The organism is Marinomonas foliarum, from assembly GCF_016906065.1.
GTDB classification, from domain to species: domain Bacteria; phylum Pseudomonadota; class Gammaproteobacteria; order Pseudomonadales; family Marinomonadaceae; genus Marinomonas; species Marinomonas foliarum.
The window spans coordinates 2,261,489-2,276,121 of record NZ_CP070273.1 but is presented as its reverse complement, the minus strand read 5'-3'; the positions used below and the strand labels follow the sequence as shown (position 1 = coordinate 2,276,121).

The 14,633-nt window shown below is 45.0% G+C and carries 14 protein-coding genes; 8 read left to right on the top strand and 6 right to left on the bottom strand.

The window, feature by feature from the left end; all coding sequences use genetic code 11:
• Positions 1-127: 127 nt before the first annotated feature.
• The gene (locus tag JSY38_RS10445; RefSeq protein WP_205113188.1) at positions 128-1,453 is read left to right on the top strand and encodes a DASH family cryptochrome; all 1,326 of its coding nucleotides are present in this window, start codon (positions 128-130) and stop codon (positions 1,451-1,453) included.
• A gap of 2 nt (positions 1,454-1,455) precedes the next feature.
• Positions 1,456-3,024, top strand: coding sequence for a cryptochrome/photolyase family protein (locus tag JSY38_RS10440; protein WP_205113187.1), 1,569 nt, complete (start codon positions 1,456-1,458; stop codon positions 3,022-3,024).
• 34 nt (positions 3,025-3,058) lie between these two features.
• Here the strand turns inward: JSY38_RS10440 and JSY38_RS10435 are convergent, their stop codons facing one another.
• Together JSY38_RS10435 and JSY38_RS10430 are read right to left on the bottom strand one after the other, a co-directional pair.
• Positions 3,059-3,577: a glycine cleavage system transcriptional repressor gene (locus JSY38_RS10435; RefSeq protein ID WP_205113186.1), complete on the bottom strand. Its 519-nt coding sequence runs from the start codon at positions 3,575-3,577 to the stop codon at positions 3,059-3,061.
• A gap of 107 nt (positions 3,578-3,684) precedes the next feature.
• On the bottom strand, positions 3,685-4,920 hold the full coding sequence (locus tag JSY38_RS10430; protein WP_205113185.1) for an MFS transporter: 1,236 nt from the start codon (positions 4,918-4,920) through the stop codon (positions 3,685-3,687).
• Between the two features lie 241 nt (positions 4,921-5,161).
• Between JSY38_RS10430 and JSY38_RS10425 the strand changes: the two genes are divergently transcribed.
• The gene (locus JSY38_RS10425; RefSeq protein ID WP_205113184.1) at positions 5,162-6,811 is read left to right on the top strand and encodes a methyl-accepting chemotaxis protein; all 1,650 of its coding nucleotides are present in this window, start codon (positions 5,162-5,164) and stop codon (positions 6,809-6,811) included.
• 91 nt (positions 6,812-6,902) lie between these two features.
• Here the strand turns inward: JSY38_RS10425 and sstT are convergent, their stop codons facing one another.
• Positions 6,903-8,123, bottom strand: coding sequence for a serine/threonine transporter SstT (sstT, locus tag JSY38_RS10420; RefSeq protein WP_205116766.1), 1,221 nt, complete (start codon positions 8,121-8,123; stop codon positions 6,903-6,905).
• Positions 8,124-8,346: 223 nt separating this feature from the next.
• Between sstT and JSY38_RS10415 the strand changes: the two genes are divergently transcribed.
• Together JSY38_RS10415 and JSY38_RS10410 are read left to right on the top strand one after the other, a co-directional pair.
• Positions 8,347-8,985 (top strand): NAD(P)H-dependent oxidoreductase, encoded by a 639-nt coding sequence (locus tag JSY38_RS10415; protein ID WP_205113183.1) that lies wholly within the window; start codon positions 8,347-8,349, stop codon positions 8,983-8,985.
• A 182-nt stretch (positions 8,986-9,167) separates the two neighbouring features.
• Positions 9,168-9,701: a DUF3750 domain-containing protein gene (locus JSY38_RS10410; protein WP_114412093.1), complete on the top strand. Its 534-nt coding sequence runs from the start codon at positions 9,168-9,170 to the stop codon at positions 9,699-9,701.
• A gap of 83 nt (positions 9,702-9,784) precedes the next feature.
• On the opposite strand, the gene JSY38_RS10405 is transcribed toward JSY38_RS10410, so the two are convergent.
• Both JSY38_RS10405 and prlC read right to left on the bottom strand, forming a co-directional pair.
• Positions 9,785-10,045 (bottom strand): YheV family putative zinc ribbon protein, encoded by a 261-nt coding sequence (locus JSY38_RS10405; protein ID WP_114412092.1) that lies wholly within the window; start codon positions 10,043-10,045, stop codon positions 9,785-9,787.
• Positions 10,046-10,150: 105 nt separating this feature from the next.
• The gene (gene prlC / locus JSY38_RS10400) at positions 10,151-12,181 is read right to left on the bottom strand and encodes an oligopeptidase A (RefSeq protein WP_205113182.1); all 2,031 of its coding nucleotides are present in this window, start codon (positions 12,179-12,181) and stop codon (positions 10,151-10,153) included.
• A gap of 166 nt (positions 12,182-12,347) precedes the next feature.
• On the opposite strand from prlC, the gene JSY38_RS10395 reads away from it, so the two are divergent.
• The 3 genes from JSY38_RS10395 (at position 12,348) to JSY38_RS18585 (ending at position 13,798) form a co-directional block, all read left to right on the top strand.
• A complete protein-coding gene (locus tag JSY38_RS10395) occupies positions 12,348-12,902 on the top strand; it encodes a gamma carbonic anhydrase family protein (protein WP_205113181.1) in 555 nt (184 codons plus the stop codon).
• A 74-nt stretch (positions 12,903-12,976) separates the two neighbouring features.
• Positions 12,977-13,606: an RNA polymerase factor sigma-70 gene (locus JSY38_RS10390; RefSeq protein ID WP_205113180.1), complete on the top strand. Its 630-nt coding sequence runs from the start codon at positions 12,977-12,979 to the stop codon at positions 13,604-13,606.
• Positions 13,607-13,798, top strand: a complete 192-nt coding sequence (locus JSY38_RS18585; protein WP_205113179.1) for a zf-HC2 domain-containing protein — start codon at positions 13,607-13,609, stop codon at positions 13,796-13,798. It begins immediately after the preceding gene.
• A 26-nt stretch (positions 13,799-13,824) separates the two neighbouring features.
• Here JSY38_RS18585 and znuB read toward each other — a convergent pair whose 3' ends face one another.
• Positions 13,825-14,616 (bottom strand): zinc ABC transporter permease subunit ZnuB, encoded by a 792-nt coding sequence (gene znuB, locus JSY38_RS10380; RefSeq protein WP_114412087.1) that lies wholly within the window; start codon positions 14,614-14,616, stop codon positions 13,825-13,827.
• Positions 14,617-14,633: the final 17 nt, after the last annotated feature.

The window sequence follows — 14,633 nt, the reverse complement described above, 5'->3', positions numbered from 1 at the left end:
TCTTTTTGAAAGGTTTTAAGCAAAGTTATTCCAAATAACTAACTCAACGCTGATTTGCATCCAATCTAAACCAATGTTCTCCTAAATACGTACTAAGGTTAAGCAAGACAATAAAAAGGATGATGTAATGAAAGTGGGTTTGGTATGGTTTGGAGACGATTTACGCAGCGCAGATCAGAACATATTATGGCGAGCAATGCAGGAAGTGGATTTTCTCGTTTGTTTGTATTGTATGGAGCCTCATCATCAACGCCCAAGCCGTTACGCAACGCAAGGTATGTCAGAAAACCGCCGTCGTTTTTTACAGCAAGGACTCAACGATCTAAACGCGACATTAGCTAAAGTAGGACAAACTTTATTCGTCAGTACTATGGATGCCGACACCAGCTTAAATTTGATTCTCAACGAAGTTCCCATATCCCACCTTTATCGTAACCATCATGGTGGTTGGGACGAGCAACAAACGCTTAAGCGCATCGAAAACCAATATCCTGACGTGCGCATCCAAATAGATCATGGGCTGAGTTTATTCACGCCTTCTCAGCTACCATTTAATTTAACAGGATTACCCGAATCATTCTCAAAGTTTCGCCGCTTGGTCGAAAATGTAGACTCGACAACCCCACTGCCAAGCTTACACAAACTACCGCCTGCACCGAGTTTTAATATCCATAATATTATGCCATGGCAACACCAAATTACTGACAACCACAGTGCCTTTACGGGTGGTGAAGAAGCGGCAATGGATCAGCTAAGCGATTATTTCTCTACCAATCTCCCGAACCAATATAAAGCAATGCGTAATGAATTAGATGGTTGGGAAAATTCCACCAAGCTCTCTCCTTGGCTAGCACAAGGCAGTTTGTCAGCCAGACAAATTAAAGCCAGTCTCGACGTCTATGAACGCGATCACGGCGCAAGCGAATCCACTTATTGGATTTATTTCGAACTGCTGTGGCGTGAATACTTTCACTGGTACGCGACGCGTTATGGTAAACAACTTTTCTTGCCGGGTGGCTTAACAGGAAAACAAACTCAAGGCAGCTATTACGCGGAGCGTTTTCGGAAATGGAGCCAAGGCAATACGCCCTACCCCATCGTTAACGCTTGTATGAAACAGCTCAACGAAACCGGTTTTATGAGCAACCGAGGTCGCCAGATTGTTGCCAGTTGTTTAATCTATGAGTTAGGCATTGATTGGCGTTATGGCGCGGCTTACTTTGAAGAGCAACTGATCGATTACAATGTCGGCTCCAACTGGGGGAACTGGCAATATATTGCAGGTGTCGGAGCAGACCCTAGAGGCGGCCGTCATTTCAATTTGGAAAAACAAACTGCACAATACGACCCAAATCAGAATTTTACTCATAAATGGCAAGGCCAAGTCTACGATACACAATTAGATTCAGTCGATGCGGCTGACTGGCCAATTTACCCAACATCAAGCAATTAATCATGGTACATAATAGCCAACATAAATATCATACTCTGCGCGTTATTCTTGGCGATCAACTCAACGCTGCGCACTCTTGGTTCAAAAAACATGACCAAGGTGTGCTGTATTTGATCGCTGAACTACACCCAGAAGCCACTTATGTGACGCACCATATTCAAAAGCTCTGCGCTTTTTTTCTTGCGATAGAACGCTTTGCTGATGCGCTAAAAGAAAATGGCCATCAAGTATGTTATCTTACTTTAGATGATACCCTGAACCAAAGCTTAGAAGAGGTAATATTCAGTCTTACGGAGCAACACGATATTCTACGTGTTGAATTACAGCGCCCTGATGAATATCGAGTATTGGCACAATATCATGCGCTAACCACCACTAATTCGACGCCAGTCTTTAATATAGTCGATAGCGAGCATTTTTTGTTGCCTTTCAACGAAATACCTAGGCTCTTTCACGCTAAAAATCCCGTTCGCATGGAACACTTTTATCGCAAAATGCGCCTACGCTTTAATATATTGATAGACGATCAAGGTCAGCCAGAAGGTGGCCAATGGAATTACGACAACGCCAATCGCAATAAGCTCAAAACTAAAGACTTAACCGATATTCCAGCACCCTTGTGTTTCCAGCATGATGTGACCCACCTACTTGAGCGTATTCAACGCCATCAAATTCCGTCTATTGGTCAAGCTGAATCGACTTTACTTTGGCCTGTCACCAGCCAAGACGCGCTAAATTTACTCGCCTTCTTCTGCGAGCAATTACTGCCGAATTTTGGCCGTTTTCAAGACGCTATGACAAACCAAACGTCCCACAGCTGGAGTTTGTATCATTCGCGCCTGTCCTTTGCTCTTAATGCAAAATTGATCAGCCCAAAGCATGTGATAAAAGCCGCTATTTCCGCTTATCAAGAAAACGAAAATATCGACATTGCTCAAATAGAAGGCTTTGTCCGACAAATTCTTGGCTGGCGTGAATATGTGCGCGGCATGTATTGGATCAATATGCCTGACTATCAACAACAAAATGCCCTAAACGCTGAACGAGACCTACCAAGCTATTTCTGGAACGGTCAAACTAAGATGAAGTGTCTTGCCAGCGCCATTGGGCAATCTCTCGATTACGCTTATGCCCATCACATTCAGCGCTTGATGGTCACGGGGAACTTCTGCATGTTAACTGAGGTTCAGCCTGAGCAGGTCGACAAATGGTATTTAGGCATTTACGTAGACGCCTTGGAATGGGTGGAGTTGCCCAATACGCGCGGCATGAGCCAATTTGCTGATGGCGGTTGGATTGCCTCCAAACCTTATGCGGCAAGCGGAAGTTATATGCAGAAAATGAGCGATTACTGCGGTAATTGCCATTACAAGGTAAAAGAGAAAACCAGCGAGGAATCTTGCCCGCTCAACAGCTTATATTGGCGTTTTATGGTCAAGCATCGACAACATCTAGCGAAGAATCATCGTATTGGTATGATTTACGGTAATTGGGATAAGCAAGACGACACACAAAAGCACGCCGTCTTAGAAAGAGCAGAATGGTGTTTAGACAACATTGAATTGCTCTGAAGTTATCGTTCAGCAGTCAAAATAACTTATCAGGCTAGGCAAACTGTTTAACAGAAAGCTCTACCATTAAATCGCTGCTTATTTTTTCTAATGCAGCTTCTAATTCTGACAAAAGTAGGTTTTTTGGAACCACTAAAACCATCTCGGTTTTAAATAACATGTCAGAGCTCATCGGTGCAGGTTCACACGAAGTGGTGAGTTCTTTGACATTAACCATTAATGAATGCAACACCTGAGATACTTCTTTAACAATACCCGGACGATCATTGCCAACCACAGAGAGAGACAAAGTAGAGCCTGATCCAACACTTTGCTTACCCACTTCAACGGTGACATGCAAACCCAATTTTTCAAAATCACGTAAGGCACTCACTAGAGCTTCTTGTTGATCCTGCGGTACAGAGACAGTCAAAATACCGGCAAATTTATCGGCCAAATGCGCCATGCGACTTTCTAGCCAGTTGCCATTGTAACGTGCGATGGTGTCGGACAGGCTCTCAACAAGGCCTGGGCGGTCTTCGCCAATAAAACTCAATACAAGATGCTGCGACATAAACTTCTCCATCGATATTGTTAGGCTGATACAAATTACATCAAATCAAGACTACTGCAGTTCGGCACAGGTGCCAAGCACTCACTAATCAAGCCATTCATTCTAAATTATAGAGGATCAACCCGCTTTGTGTTTGCCTGTTGGCGTAAAAACCAAAAACCCAACAAGGCAGCAAGCACCCCAGAAATACTGCCCACGCCGATTGCCCATCTAGCACCAAAGAAGTCAGCAATCCAACCAACCAAAGGCGCACCCAACGCCGTACTGCCCATTGCTGTAGCCAAAACCACAGCCATCACTCGGCCTCTATAGCGCTTCTCCGTTGCCACCTGCATATAAGAAGCAGTCGATGTAGTAAACAGCTGCAAACTAAGGCCGAGCAAAATAAGCAGCACAGCGAATGCCCAGAATGACGTGCTGATGGCCACCAATAAGCAGCTCACCGCGAACATAGCTGCAACATAAATCATAAAGCGAAACGTCGGTGAAGAACGACGGCTAGCAGTTACCAATGCCCCACTAATCGAACCAATCGCCATCATAGAAATTAAGAAACCATATTGATCCGCATGCCCTTGAAACACATGCACAGTCATCGCAGATAGGTACACCGAAAAATTCATACCTAGGCTACAAATTAAAAACGACATAACCAGTATGACGGCCATCTCACGATGCTGCCAAATGTACCGAAAGCCATCCAAAAACTTCGCTACATCGGGCGTCTTTTTACTGTTATCCGTTTCAATTTTTGGCAGGCGGCTTTTGAAACGATGTAGAGCGACTAGTAAAGGAATAAAAGACAGCACATTGATCATAAACACCCAACCAGTCCCGATTAAGGCGATCAGTATGCCTGCAATGGCCGGCCCAACTAAGCGGGCTGAGTTAAAGGACACAGAATTGAGCCCAACGGCGTTTGATAATTCTTTTTCACTTACAAGATCCGACACAAAGGCATGACGAGCAGGCGCATCAAATGCCGCCACACAACCTAAGGCAAACGCACAGGCGCATACCTGCCATAGCTCAACATGACCACTCAATACCAATATGCCAAGAATCAATGCCAAGGTCGCCATCAAGCATTGAGTAATAAACAGCAACTTTCGACGATCCATTCGATCCGCAGCCCAACCAGTGACAGGCAAGAGTAAAATCTGTGGTGCAAATTGTAAAAATACCACCAGCCCTACGGCTGACGCATTCTTATCTGATAGTTCGGCGATGACGATCCAATCCTGAGCAGTCCGCTGCAGCCAGGTACCGATATTCGAAATAACTGCGCCACCGAACCAAAGTCGGTAATTCAAGTTTGATAGCGACCGAAATGCATTACTCAATACACACCTCTTAAACTGGTTAATAAAACATCAAATATTACTTAAAAGTGTCATTTTTTAGAGGTAATATAGGGAACCCTTTATAAGATGAGCACAAAAAGCACGGATTAAAGATGACTTTTTTGTACTCACGCATTCTCTCAATAAATTAACCAAGCATACCTTGTTCTGTAAAACGTAAATGGACTTTGAGTTTCACAGTAATAACGCAATAAAAATAACTTACTGTAGGTAATACATCGTGATATTCAATAAAATGTCTCTGAAAGCTCAATTTATCTCCGTAATAGCCTTGCCTTGCCTTGTGCTCTTACTCGTTAGTTGGGCAGGCTTACGCGGTCTTTCTAGCGGACAGGAGCAAACTAAACAGTTGGCCCAAAATACCAGCGCCCCAATGCGATCTCTCGCGGAAGTTGCATCACGAATCCCTCGTATGCGTGTTGGTATCGATATTATCTTGCTGCAAGAAATTCCAGCCATGCAAGATAAAAAAGGTGCCCTAACTCGCGTTAAAGAAACCCGTACAGAAGATATCCCAGAAATGGATATGGCGCTTAAGCAAGCGTTGAACTCCCAAGTGAATCCTAAAATGCGTGCTGAAGTACAGAATCTCATTGACGTGTTCGCTAAAGTCAAACGTGATGAGCTAACGCCAATGCTTGCCGCTATCGAAAATAATGACTTAACGACTGCTCAAGAAATATATAAAACTAAATACGCAGACAGCTATGGCGTAATGCGTAAAGCCGTCAATGTCATCCTTGACGAACTGCTTGAGCAAGGTCAACAAAGCTACAACCAAAGCCAGATTAATTATGAAAAAAGCCGCAACAACATGATCGCCTTAATAGTGATCGCACTATCGGCCTCTATCATCTTAGCTTGGTTAATGTTACGTCGTCTTAACAGCCGAGTTTCTTATCTACAGCAACATATTTCAACTGCCAGTGACAAATTAGATCTTGGTTCTATGATGTCTCTTGATGGCAAAGACGAGCTTAGCGATATCGCCCAGCACTTTAATCAGTTTATCACTAAAGTCCGTACGGCAATTGAAAACGTAGCTGACAACTCCCGTCAGCTTGCTCACACCGCAAACGACGTCGCATCGAAAGCCAAGGCAACGCACACCAACTGCCTGAATGAGCGAGATCGTACCACTCAGATCGCTACAGCCATTCATGAAATGGGCGCCACAGTGGAAAACATCGCAGAAAACGCGTCTCAAGCAGCTAAAGCAGCCCAAGAAGCAGATAAACAAGCTCACCAAGGAGCAGGATTGGTAGCACGCGCTCGCCAAGGTGTGACTGCGCTATCTACTGAAATACAACATATTAGTGCCGACATTGATTCGCTAGCAACACAGACAGATTCGATTGGTAGCATCCTAGATACGATTCGCAGTATCTCGGAGCAAACTAACTTATTGGCGTTGAACGCGGCGATCGAAGCTGCCCGTGCAGGTGAGCAAGGTCGAGGCTTCGCCGTCGTTGCCGATGAAGTACGTAACCTTGCCAGCCGCTCTGCTGCATCGACTGACGAAATCCAAAAAATGATCGATAAGCTTCAAGAGCAATCAGCCAAAACCGTTGCGACTATCCAATCTGGGCAAGATCAGAGCACCGAGGTGGTGGGTCAGGCGAATGAAGCCAATACATCACTGGAGCAAATTACTTCACACATTGGTCAGATCAGCGACATGAACATTCAGGTTGCCACTGCGACAGAAGAGCAATCTCTTGTAGTAAACGACATGAGTAAAAACGTTGAAGAGATTAATCAGCTAACAACAGAGACATCTGAAATAGCTGATGAACTGACTGCATCAAGTACCAACTTACAGAAACTGTCTGCTCAGCTTGATAAACTGGTTACCCAGTTTAAGCTTTAACAGTTTAAGCTAGCAAATCGTAGAAACAAAAAAGGGAAGCTCCCAGCTTCCCTTTTTTGTTATCACAGGTCTATAACAAGGTTATTGAAATCTAGCTCTTATCATTAGAAAGACAAGCCGCCGCTGTAAACAGAGCGTCTGTCGAACTATTCAATGCGGTCTCGGCAGAATCCTGTAAAACGCCGATAATAAAGCCAACCGCTACTACTTGCATTGCCACCTCATTCGAAATATTGAATAAGCTACACGCTAATGGAATCAGCAACAACGAACCACCCGCAACACCCGATGCTCCACATGCAGAGACGGCAGCAATCACGCTAAGCAATAACGCTGTACCAAAATCCAATGAGATGCCTAAAGTGTGCACTGCAGCTAAGGTTAACACCGTAATGGTAATCGCTGCGCCAGCCATATTGATGGTCGCACCCAAAGGAATGGACACAGAATAAGTATCCTCGTCCAAATCTAAGCGCTTACACAAATCCAAATTTACGGGAATATTTGCTGCCGAACTACGGGTAAAGAATGCGGTTACGCCACTTTCTTTTAAGCACTTAAATACTAAAGGATAGGGATTACGGCGAATTTTCCAGAATACCAATAGTGGGTTCGTCACAAAGGCAATAAACAGCATCGCACCAATCAACACAGCCAATAGGTGAGAATAGCCAAGCAATGCGTCAAAGCCAGTTGCGGCTATGGTGCTCGCAACCAAACCAAAGATACCAAACGGCGCTAAACGAATAATAAAAGAAACAATACCAGTCACACTGGTCGATATGTGTTGTAGGACAGATTTCGTCGCTTCAGAGGCATGACGTAACCCCAAACCTAAGCCAATCGCCCAAGTCAAAATGCCTACATAATTCCCTTGAACCAAAGCGTTAACAGGGTTATCGACCATCTTAAATACCAAGGTATGTAAGACTTCACCAATTCCCTGAGGCGCACTTTTACTTAAATCTGGCGCGACCAAATTTAGCTCAGTAGGAAAAGCAAAGCTGAACACAACGGCTGTTAATGCCGCGACAAACGTGCCGATAATATAAAGCAGAATCACTGGGCGAATATGGCTTTGCTGAGCTTGCTTGTGATTGGCAATCGATGCCATCACCAACAAAAAGACCAAGATTGGTGCTATCGCTTTAAGTGCTTTAACAAAAAAATCGCCCATCAAAGAAGTTGATAGCGCCGTGCTTGGCGACACATACGCCAGGACGACGCCACAAACAATACCGATGGCAATTTGTAGTACTAAACTACCGCGAAGATAACGCTGAAACAAAGAGGGGTTTTGAGCAAATGACATTAGAAGGGGGTCCGTTGAAATTTTCAAAGCCGCACCTTACTTCATCCTCGCTCAAAAATGAACCATTTTAGGGCGTAATTGCAGATATTATTGCAACATATCAACTAAATCGAACAGTTAACCGATTATTCAACTTCCTCACTTTATGCTCAAAATGTACCTTGAACTTGATAACAACAAGAGCAATATTAAAGGCATACAAAAACCTTATCTAGGAATAACCATGTCGAATTTGTTAGAAAAACTAAACTGGCGTTATGCCACAAAAAAAATGGACTCAAGCAAAGTTGTTGAGCAAGAAAAAGTAGACCGCATCCTAGAAGCTATTCGCCTAACAGCGACATCAAGTGGACTTCAGCCATATGAAGTCATTGTGGTGAAAAACAAAGCGCTACGTGAAGCCATCGTTCCCCATGCTTGGAACCAAGCACAAATCACTGACGGTTCTCACCTATTAGTGTTTGCTGCGTGGGATAACTACACAGAAGAACGCATTAATAAAATGTTCGATCTAGTAAACGACGAACGAGGCTTTAAAAATGAAGGCTGGGAAAACTACCGCCAAATGATTTTAGGCGCTTACCCTCCACGTGATGCTGAAGTGAACTACCAACACGCAGCTCGTCAGGCTTACATTGGTCTAGGCACTGCCTTAATTGCAGCCGCTGAAGAAGGCGTAGACAGCACACCAATGGAAGGCTTTGACCCAGCTAAAGTTGATGAGATCCTAGGTCTTACTGAACGCGGTCTACGCTCTGTGATTCTATTGCCTTTGGGTTACCGTGCAGAAGAAGGCGACTGGCTAAAAGAACTGAAAAAAGTACGCCGTTCAAGTGAAGAGTTCATTACTGAAATGAACTAATTTCAGATCTATTCAGAAGTACAAAACCAAAACGCCAACATCGTTGGCGTTTTTTTATGCTCATTTTTTGAACTTGGCAAAAAATAGGGAATAGTGAACCAAAGCCATAAATAGTGACCCAAATACACCAAAATTTGCGTATGTTAATAGCAATAAAATACCCAACAGCCCAAGGACAAAGCATGGCAAAGTATCTAGGACTCATTTTCATCACGCTATTTTTAAGTGCATGCTCTTCGAACGATAACTGGCGCACAGCAAGCCGAGAGCCTGCAGGCATCGCGCCATCACCAGAAACAGAAAAAGCAGCCGTTATCGAGTTTTATGCCGCCGACGCTTTTAGTTGGCGAGGCTGGTTTGCGGTTCATACATGGGTGGCGACCAAAGAAAAAAACGCATCTGAATACACGGTACATGAAGTGGTCGGTTGGCGAGTAGAAAGAGGACTTCCAGCGTTATCTGAATATAAAACAGCGACACCAGATCGCTACTGGTTTGGCGCGAAACCAGAAAAAGTACTGTCTATTATTGGCCCAAAAGCCGAAGCATTGATTCCAAAAATTGACGAAGCGGTGAAGCGCTACCCTTGGGCAAACGAATACACTGTATTCCCAGGACCAAACAGCAACACCTTCCCGACCTGGATTGGCCTACAAGTACCTGAGTTGGATCTTGATATGCCATTTCGAGCCATCGGCAGCGGTTATGCAGATTAAAGGCTATAACTAGAAAAAACGCAGCAATAAAAAAGCGAATGGTGCTGGCACCGTTCGCTTTTTTATCACCCTACAGAGCAAGTTTAGTGCTTGGTCGTACCAGGATTTGGAATGAAGTTGATCACGACTTCTTCTGTTTCTGGAGAGCGGCTGTGAGGCGTGTTTACTCGTGTTGGAATCTCAGTGGGCTGCGCCTGTATAACCGTAGATTGCTCATCCGTGTATCCACAACCAACGCACTCACGATATTGCTTTTCGGCGTCATCATCGCGCCAAGCACGAATTTTATCCATCTCACTACAACGAGGGCACACCGCCCCTGCGATAAAGCGTTTTACTGTCATAACCCTACCTTCAAAAAAAGTAACGCCCTAATTCGGCGCTATAAAAAAGCAGCGCTTTGTCAGATTCTCATCAGGCGAAGCGCTGCTTCCTTGCAGTACAAAAAGTTAAGCCGCGATGCCGCTGTGTCTCAATAAGGCATCGGTGCTTGGCTCACGACCGCGGAACTCAGCAAATAATTCTGCTGCTGGACGAGAGCCACCATTGGCCAATATGGTATCACGGAAGCGAGCGCCAGTATCTTTATTGAAGATGCCGTCTTCTTCGAATTTCGAGAAAGCATCTGCCGATAACACTTCTGCCCATTTGTAGCTGTAGTAACCGGCCGCGTAACCACCCGCAAAAATATGCGAGAAGCTATTTTGGAAACGATTAAACTCAGGCGGTGTGACCACCGCCACTTTACTACGAACATCATCAAGCACTGATTGAACAGAAATGTCTTTTTGATATTCCATGTGTAGACGGAAATCGAACAAAGAAAACTCCAATTGACGCATCATCTGCATGCCAGACTGGAAGTTCTTTGCTGCTAACATTTTGTCTAACAAGTCTTGTGGCAACGGCTCACCTGTTTCGTAATGGCCCGCAATATGAGCCAATGCTTCTGGCTCGTAACACCAGTTTTCCATGAATTGGCTTGGCAACTCGACCGCATCCCACGCCACACCGTTAATGCCCGATACAGAAGATACATCCACTTGGGTCAACATGTGGTGCAAGCCATGACCAAATTCGTGGAACAAGGTCGTCACTTCGTCGTGCGTCAACAAGGCAGGTTTATCACCAATTGGTGGTGTGAAGTTACACACAAGATAGGCAATCGGTAGCTGCAAGCGGTCATCACTTAAACGACGGCGAGTACGGCAAGAATCCATCCATGCACCACCGCGTTTTGCTTCACGCGCATACGGATCTAGATAGAAACGAGACACGTCTTCGCCACCCTTGCTGATCGTAAATAACTGCAAGTCCTTGTTATAGCTATCAAATTCTTTTTCTTCGCGAATATCCACACCGAATAAAGTTTGTGCCACGTGAAACAATCCGGATAAAACTTTATTCATCGGAAAGTAAGGACGCAGTTCTTCTTGAGAAATACTGAACTTATGTTGGCGTAGTTTTTCCGCATAATAGGTCATGTCCCAAGCGTTCAATTTTTCCACGCCGTTTTCGTCTTTCGCGAACGCTGTTAGTTGCGCAAGATCTTGTTCTGCCGAGCTTTTTGACTTTTTCGCTAGATCACCTAAGAAATCGATAACCTGCTGGCCATTGTCCGCCATCTTAGTGGCAACAGACAATTCTGCGTAATTATCAAAACCAAGAATATGAGCCATCTCATGACGTAGCTCTAAAATTTCGTCAACCAGAGGCGCATTGTTGAATTTGATATCACCACCTTGATCTGACGCGCGCGTCGCAAAGGCACGGTACATTTCTTCGCGCAGTTCTGCATTGTCGGCGTAACTCATCACTGGAATGTAAGATGGGAAATCTAGGGTGAACAACCAGCCGTCCTTTTCTTTGGCTTCGGCCATTTGCTTAGCTTGTGCCAAAGCGGACTCTGGCAAACCAGACAGCTCACTTTCGTCGGTGATTAGTTTGCTCCACGCTTGTGTCGCGTCTAATACGTTTTCACCAAACTGACTGCCCAACTCAGACAAACGCTGGCTAATCTCGCCATAGCGTTTCTTGGCGTCGCCTTCTAGGCCGACACCAGACAATTCGAAATCACGAATCGTTTGCGCCAAGGCTTCACTTTGAGCTTGGCTTAGCGTTTTCGCCGCCTCACTTTCAGCAAGACTCTTGTAAGCTTGATACAAGGCTTTGTTTTGTCCAAGATCCGTATAAAACTGAGTCAATTTTGGTAAGCAAGCGTTGTAAGCGGCACGTAACTCAGGCGTATTTTTAACGGAATTCAAATGGCTGATTGGCGACCAAAAGTTATTTAAGTCGTCGTGAAGTTGATCCAATGGCAAAACAAGACTTGCCCATGTTGGATTGGCGTTTTCACTCACACAAGCATCAATCGCGGCTTGGTTATGTTTCAGTAGTTTCTCTAGATCCGCTTCGATGTTCGCAACATCGACGTCGGTAAAGCTCGGTAAGCTGGTCGCGTCCCATACAGACTGTGACATATCATGATATCCTTTTAAAAATTGAACGCTGTAATGCATTGGTCAATACTATGCTTAATAAGATAGGTTGTCTTAACACTTTTTCAATGCATAAAACGCTATTGTGTTAATAGTTCCTTCGTTTATTAACACTTTCTATTAATCAAATCCTGTAAGAGAGCAGTATATGGTGATGAAATCTTTCCGTGGCAAAACACCACAACTAGGCGACCGTGTATGGGTCGATGAAAATGCCGTGATCATTGGCGATGTCACCATTGGCGAAGACAGCTCGGTTTGGCCTTTGGTGGCGATCCGTGGCGACATGCATCGTATCCGTATTGGTGCTCGCACCAGTATTCAAGACAACTCCTGCTTGCACATTACTCATGCCAGCACCTACAAGCCTGAAGGTCACCCTTTGGACATTGGCGACGATGTGACAGTGGGTCACATGGCGATGTTGCACGGTTGTACCATTGGCAGCCGAGTCTTAGTGGGCATGGGAACCACCATCCTTGATGGCGCAGTGATTGAAGATGAAGTTATCATAGGCGCTGGCTCTTTGGTGCCACCAGGTAAGCGTTTAGAAACCGGTTTTATGTACATGGGCTCCCCTGTTAAGCAAATCCGTCCACTTAACGCCAAAGAAATCGAATACTTTCAATATGCCGGACTTAATTACGTTAAATTGAAAGACGAGTACTTGGCTGAAGCAAAAGCGAGCCAGAAAGATAAATGAAAATAGCGCTGTTGAATGGTAATAAATACCAGACCAATATCGTCTAACAATCAGACAAACAACCCGAGGCTTAAATGACTAATGCGAACCTCTCTGTTGAAATAGATTCTTCAGCAGCAGTAAATATCTTTCAGGATACTGTTTTTATTGAAGATTTACGTACACAGATGCTGAAGTTCGCAAGGCTTCAAGTTCGAGACAATCAGATTGCCGAAGACGCAGTACAAGAAGCGATGATCTCTGCGTATCAAAATATTGATCGTTTTGCGCGACAAGCCGCGTTTAAGACTTGGGTGTTTTCCATTTTAAAGAACAAAATTATCGATTTGTTGCGTAAGGAAAAACGCCACACGGCAGCCAGTCAGCTTGAAGACGGGCCGAACCTAAATGGCGACGCCTTAATAGAGCACTTGTTCGAAGAAAATGGCCACTGGCAAAAAGATGAGCGCCCAAAAAAATGGGATCAACCAGAACATGGTGTTGAAAACACTCACTTCTGGCGAATCTTCGATGCTTGTTTGGATGCCTTGCCAGCCAAATACGGCAGGTTATTTATGATGCGCGAATTTCTCGAAATGGACACGCCTGAAATCTGCCATAACGAAGAAGTAACCGTCAGCAGCTTAAACGTCACCTTGTATCGCGCTCGGCTCCGCTTACGAGAATGTCTAGAAGACCACTGGTTTCAGAAGGAGACATCGTAAATGATTAAATGCAAACAAGCGACCCAGATGCTCTCGGAGAAACTGGACCGCCCTTTATCCGCTAAAGAAAAAATAAACTTGGCTATGCACACGGCAATCTGTGGACCGTGTCGTCAATTTGGCAAACAAATGGAAATGATCCGCGGCTTATCAAAGTCCTACTCCAAGGCAAAGGAATCGGACGATAAATAAGCCTGCCTATAAAAACACCGAATAAACTAACGTAAGCGTTTAAATGGCAGAGTGTAAGCCACTAGGAACAACAAGGCCGCGCAGACGACAACACTTGGGCCTGTTGGTGTGTCCCAACGATAAGACGCCCACAAGCCACCACACACCGACAAGCAGCCAATCAAGCTAGCGAACGACGCCATTTGAATCGGCGTCTTCGACAGCTTCCGTGCGGTTGCTGCGGGAATGATCATCAAAGAGGTAATCAGCAGCACACCGACGATTTTCATCGCCACGGCAATCACCAAAGCCACCAGCAACATCAGCAATAAACGAATCGCCTCTACCGGATAACCTTCTACTTTTGCCAATTCTTCGTTTACGGTAACGGCGAGCAATGGCTTCCAGAAAGTCACCAATAGCGCGATAACCGCCAGACCACCGCCATAAATCCAATACACATCGGCTTGGTTAATCGCCAGCAAATCACCAAATAAATACGCCATCAAATCGATGCGAATGTTATCGAGGAAACTCACCGCCACTAGACCAAGCGACAAAGCGGAATGTGCCAAAATCCCCAACAAAGTATCCGTGGCAATAATGTGCTTCTTCTGCAACGTCACCAGCACCAAGGCCAAGCCCACACACAACACAATAATGGCAAGATTCAAGTTGATGTCGAATAAAAAGCCTAACGCCACGCCTAACAAGGCAGAATGCGCCAAGGTATCACCAAAATACGCCATGCGTCGCCACACAACAAAGGCCCCTAGCGGCCCAGCGACCGCCGCCACACCTAACCCACCAAACAAGGCTCTCAGTAAAAGATCTAACATGGTTTAACTAACTCCAA

Excerpts from the sequence above, each read along its gene's own strand:
- JSY38_RS10405 (WP_114412092.1), bottom strand. The coding sequence starts at position 10,045 with ATGACAGTAAAACGCTTTATCGCAGGGGCGGTGTGCCCTCGTTGTAGT.
- sstT (WP_205116766.1), bottom strand. The coding sequence starts at position 8,123 with ATGTCATTTGCTCAAAACCCCTCTTTGTTTCAGCGTTATCTTCGCGGT.
- prlC (WP_205113182.1), bottom strand. The coding sequence starts at position 12,181 with ATGTCACAGTCTGTATGGGACGCGACCAGCTTACCGAGCTTTACCGAC.
- JSY38_RS10435 (WP_205113186.1), bottom strand. The coding sequence starts at position 3,577 with ATGTCGCAGCATCTTGTATTGAGTTTTATTGGCGAAGACCGCCCAGGC.
- JSY38_RS10395 (WP_205113181.1), top strand. The coding sequence starts at position 12,348 with ATGGTGATGAAATCTTTCCGTGGCAAAACACCACAACTAGGCGACCGT.
- JSY38_RS10440 (WP_205113187.1), top strand. The coding sequence starts at position 1,456 with ATGGTACATAATAGCCAACATAAATATCATACTCTGCGCGTTATTCTT.
- JSY38_RS10445 (WP_205113188.1), top strand. The coding sequence starts at position 128 with ATGAAAGTGGGTTTGGTATGGTTTGGAGACGATTTACGCAGCGCAGAT.
- znuB (WP_114412087.1), bottom strand. The coding sequence starts at position 14,616 with ATGTTAGATCTTTTACTGAGAGCCTTGTTTGGTGGGTTAGGTGTGGCG.
- JSY38_RS10415 (WP_205113183.1), top strand. The coding sequence starts at position 8,347 with ATGTCGAATTTGTTAGAAAAACTAAACTGGCGTTATGCCACAAAAAAA.
- JSY38_RS18585 (WP_205113179.1), top strand. The coding sequence starts at position 13,607 with ATGATTAAATGCAAACAAGCGACCCAGATGCTCTCGGAGAAACTGGAC.
- JSY38_RS10390 (WP_205113180.1), top strand. The coding sequence starts at position 12,977 with ATGACTAATGCGAACCTCTCTGTTGAAATAGATTCTTCAGCAGCAGTA.
- JSY38_RS10410 (WP_114412093.1), top strand. The coding sequence starts at position 9,168 with ATGGCAAAGTATCTAGGACTCATTTTCATCACGCTATTTTTAAGTGCA.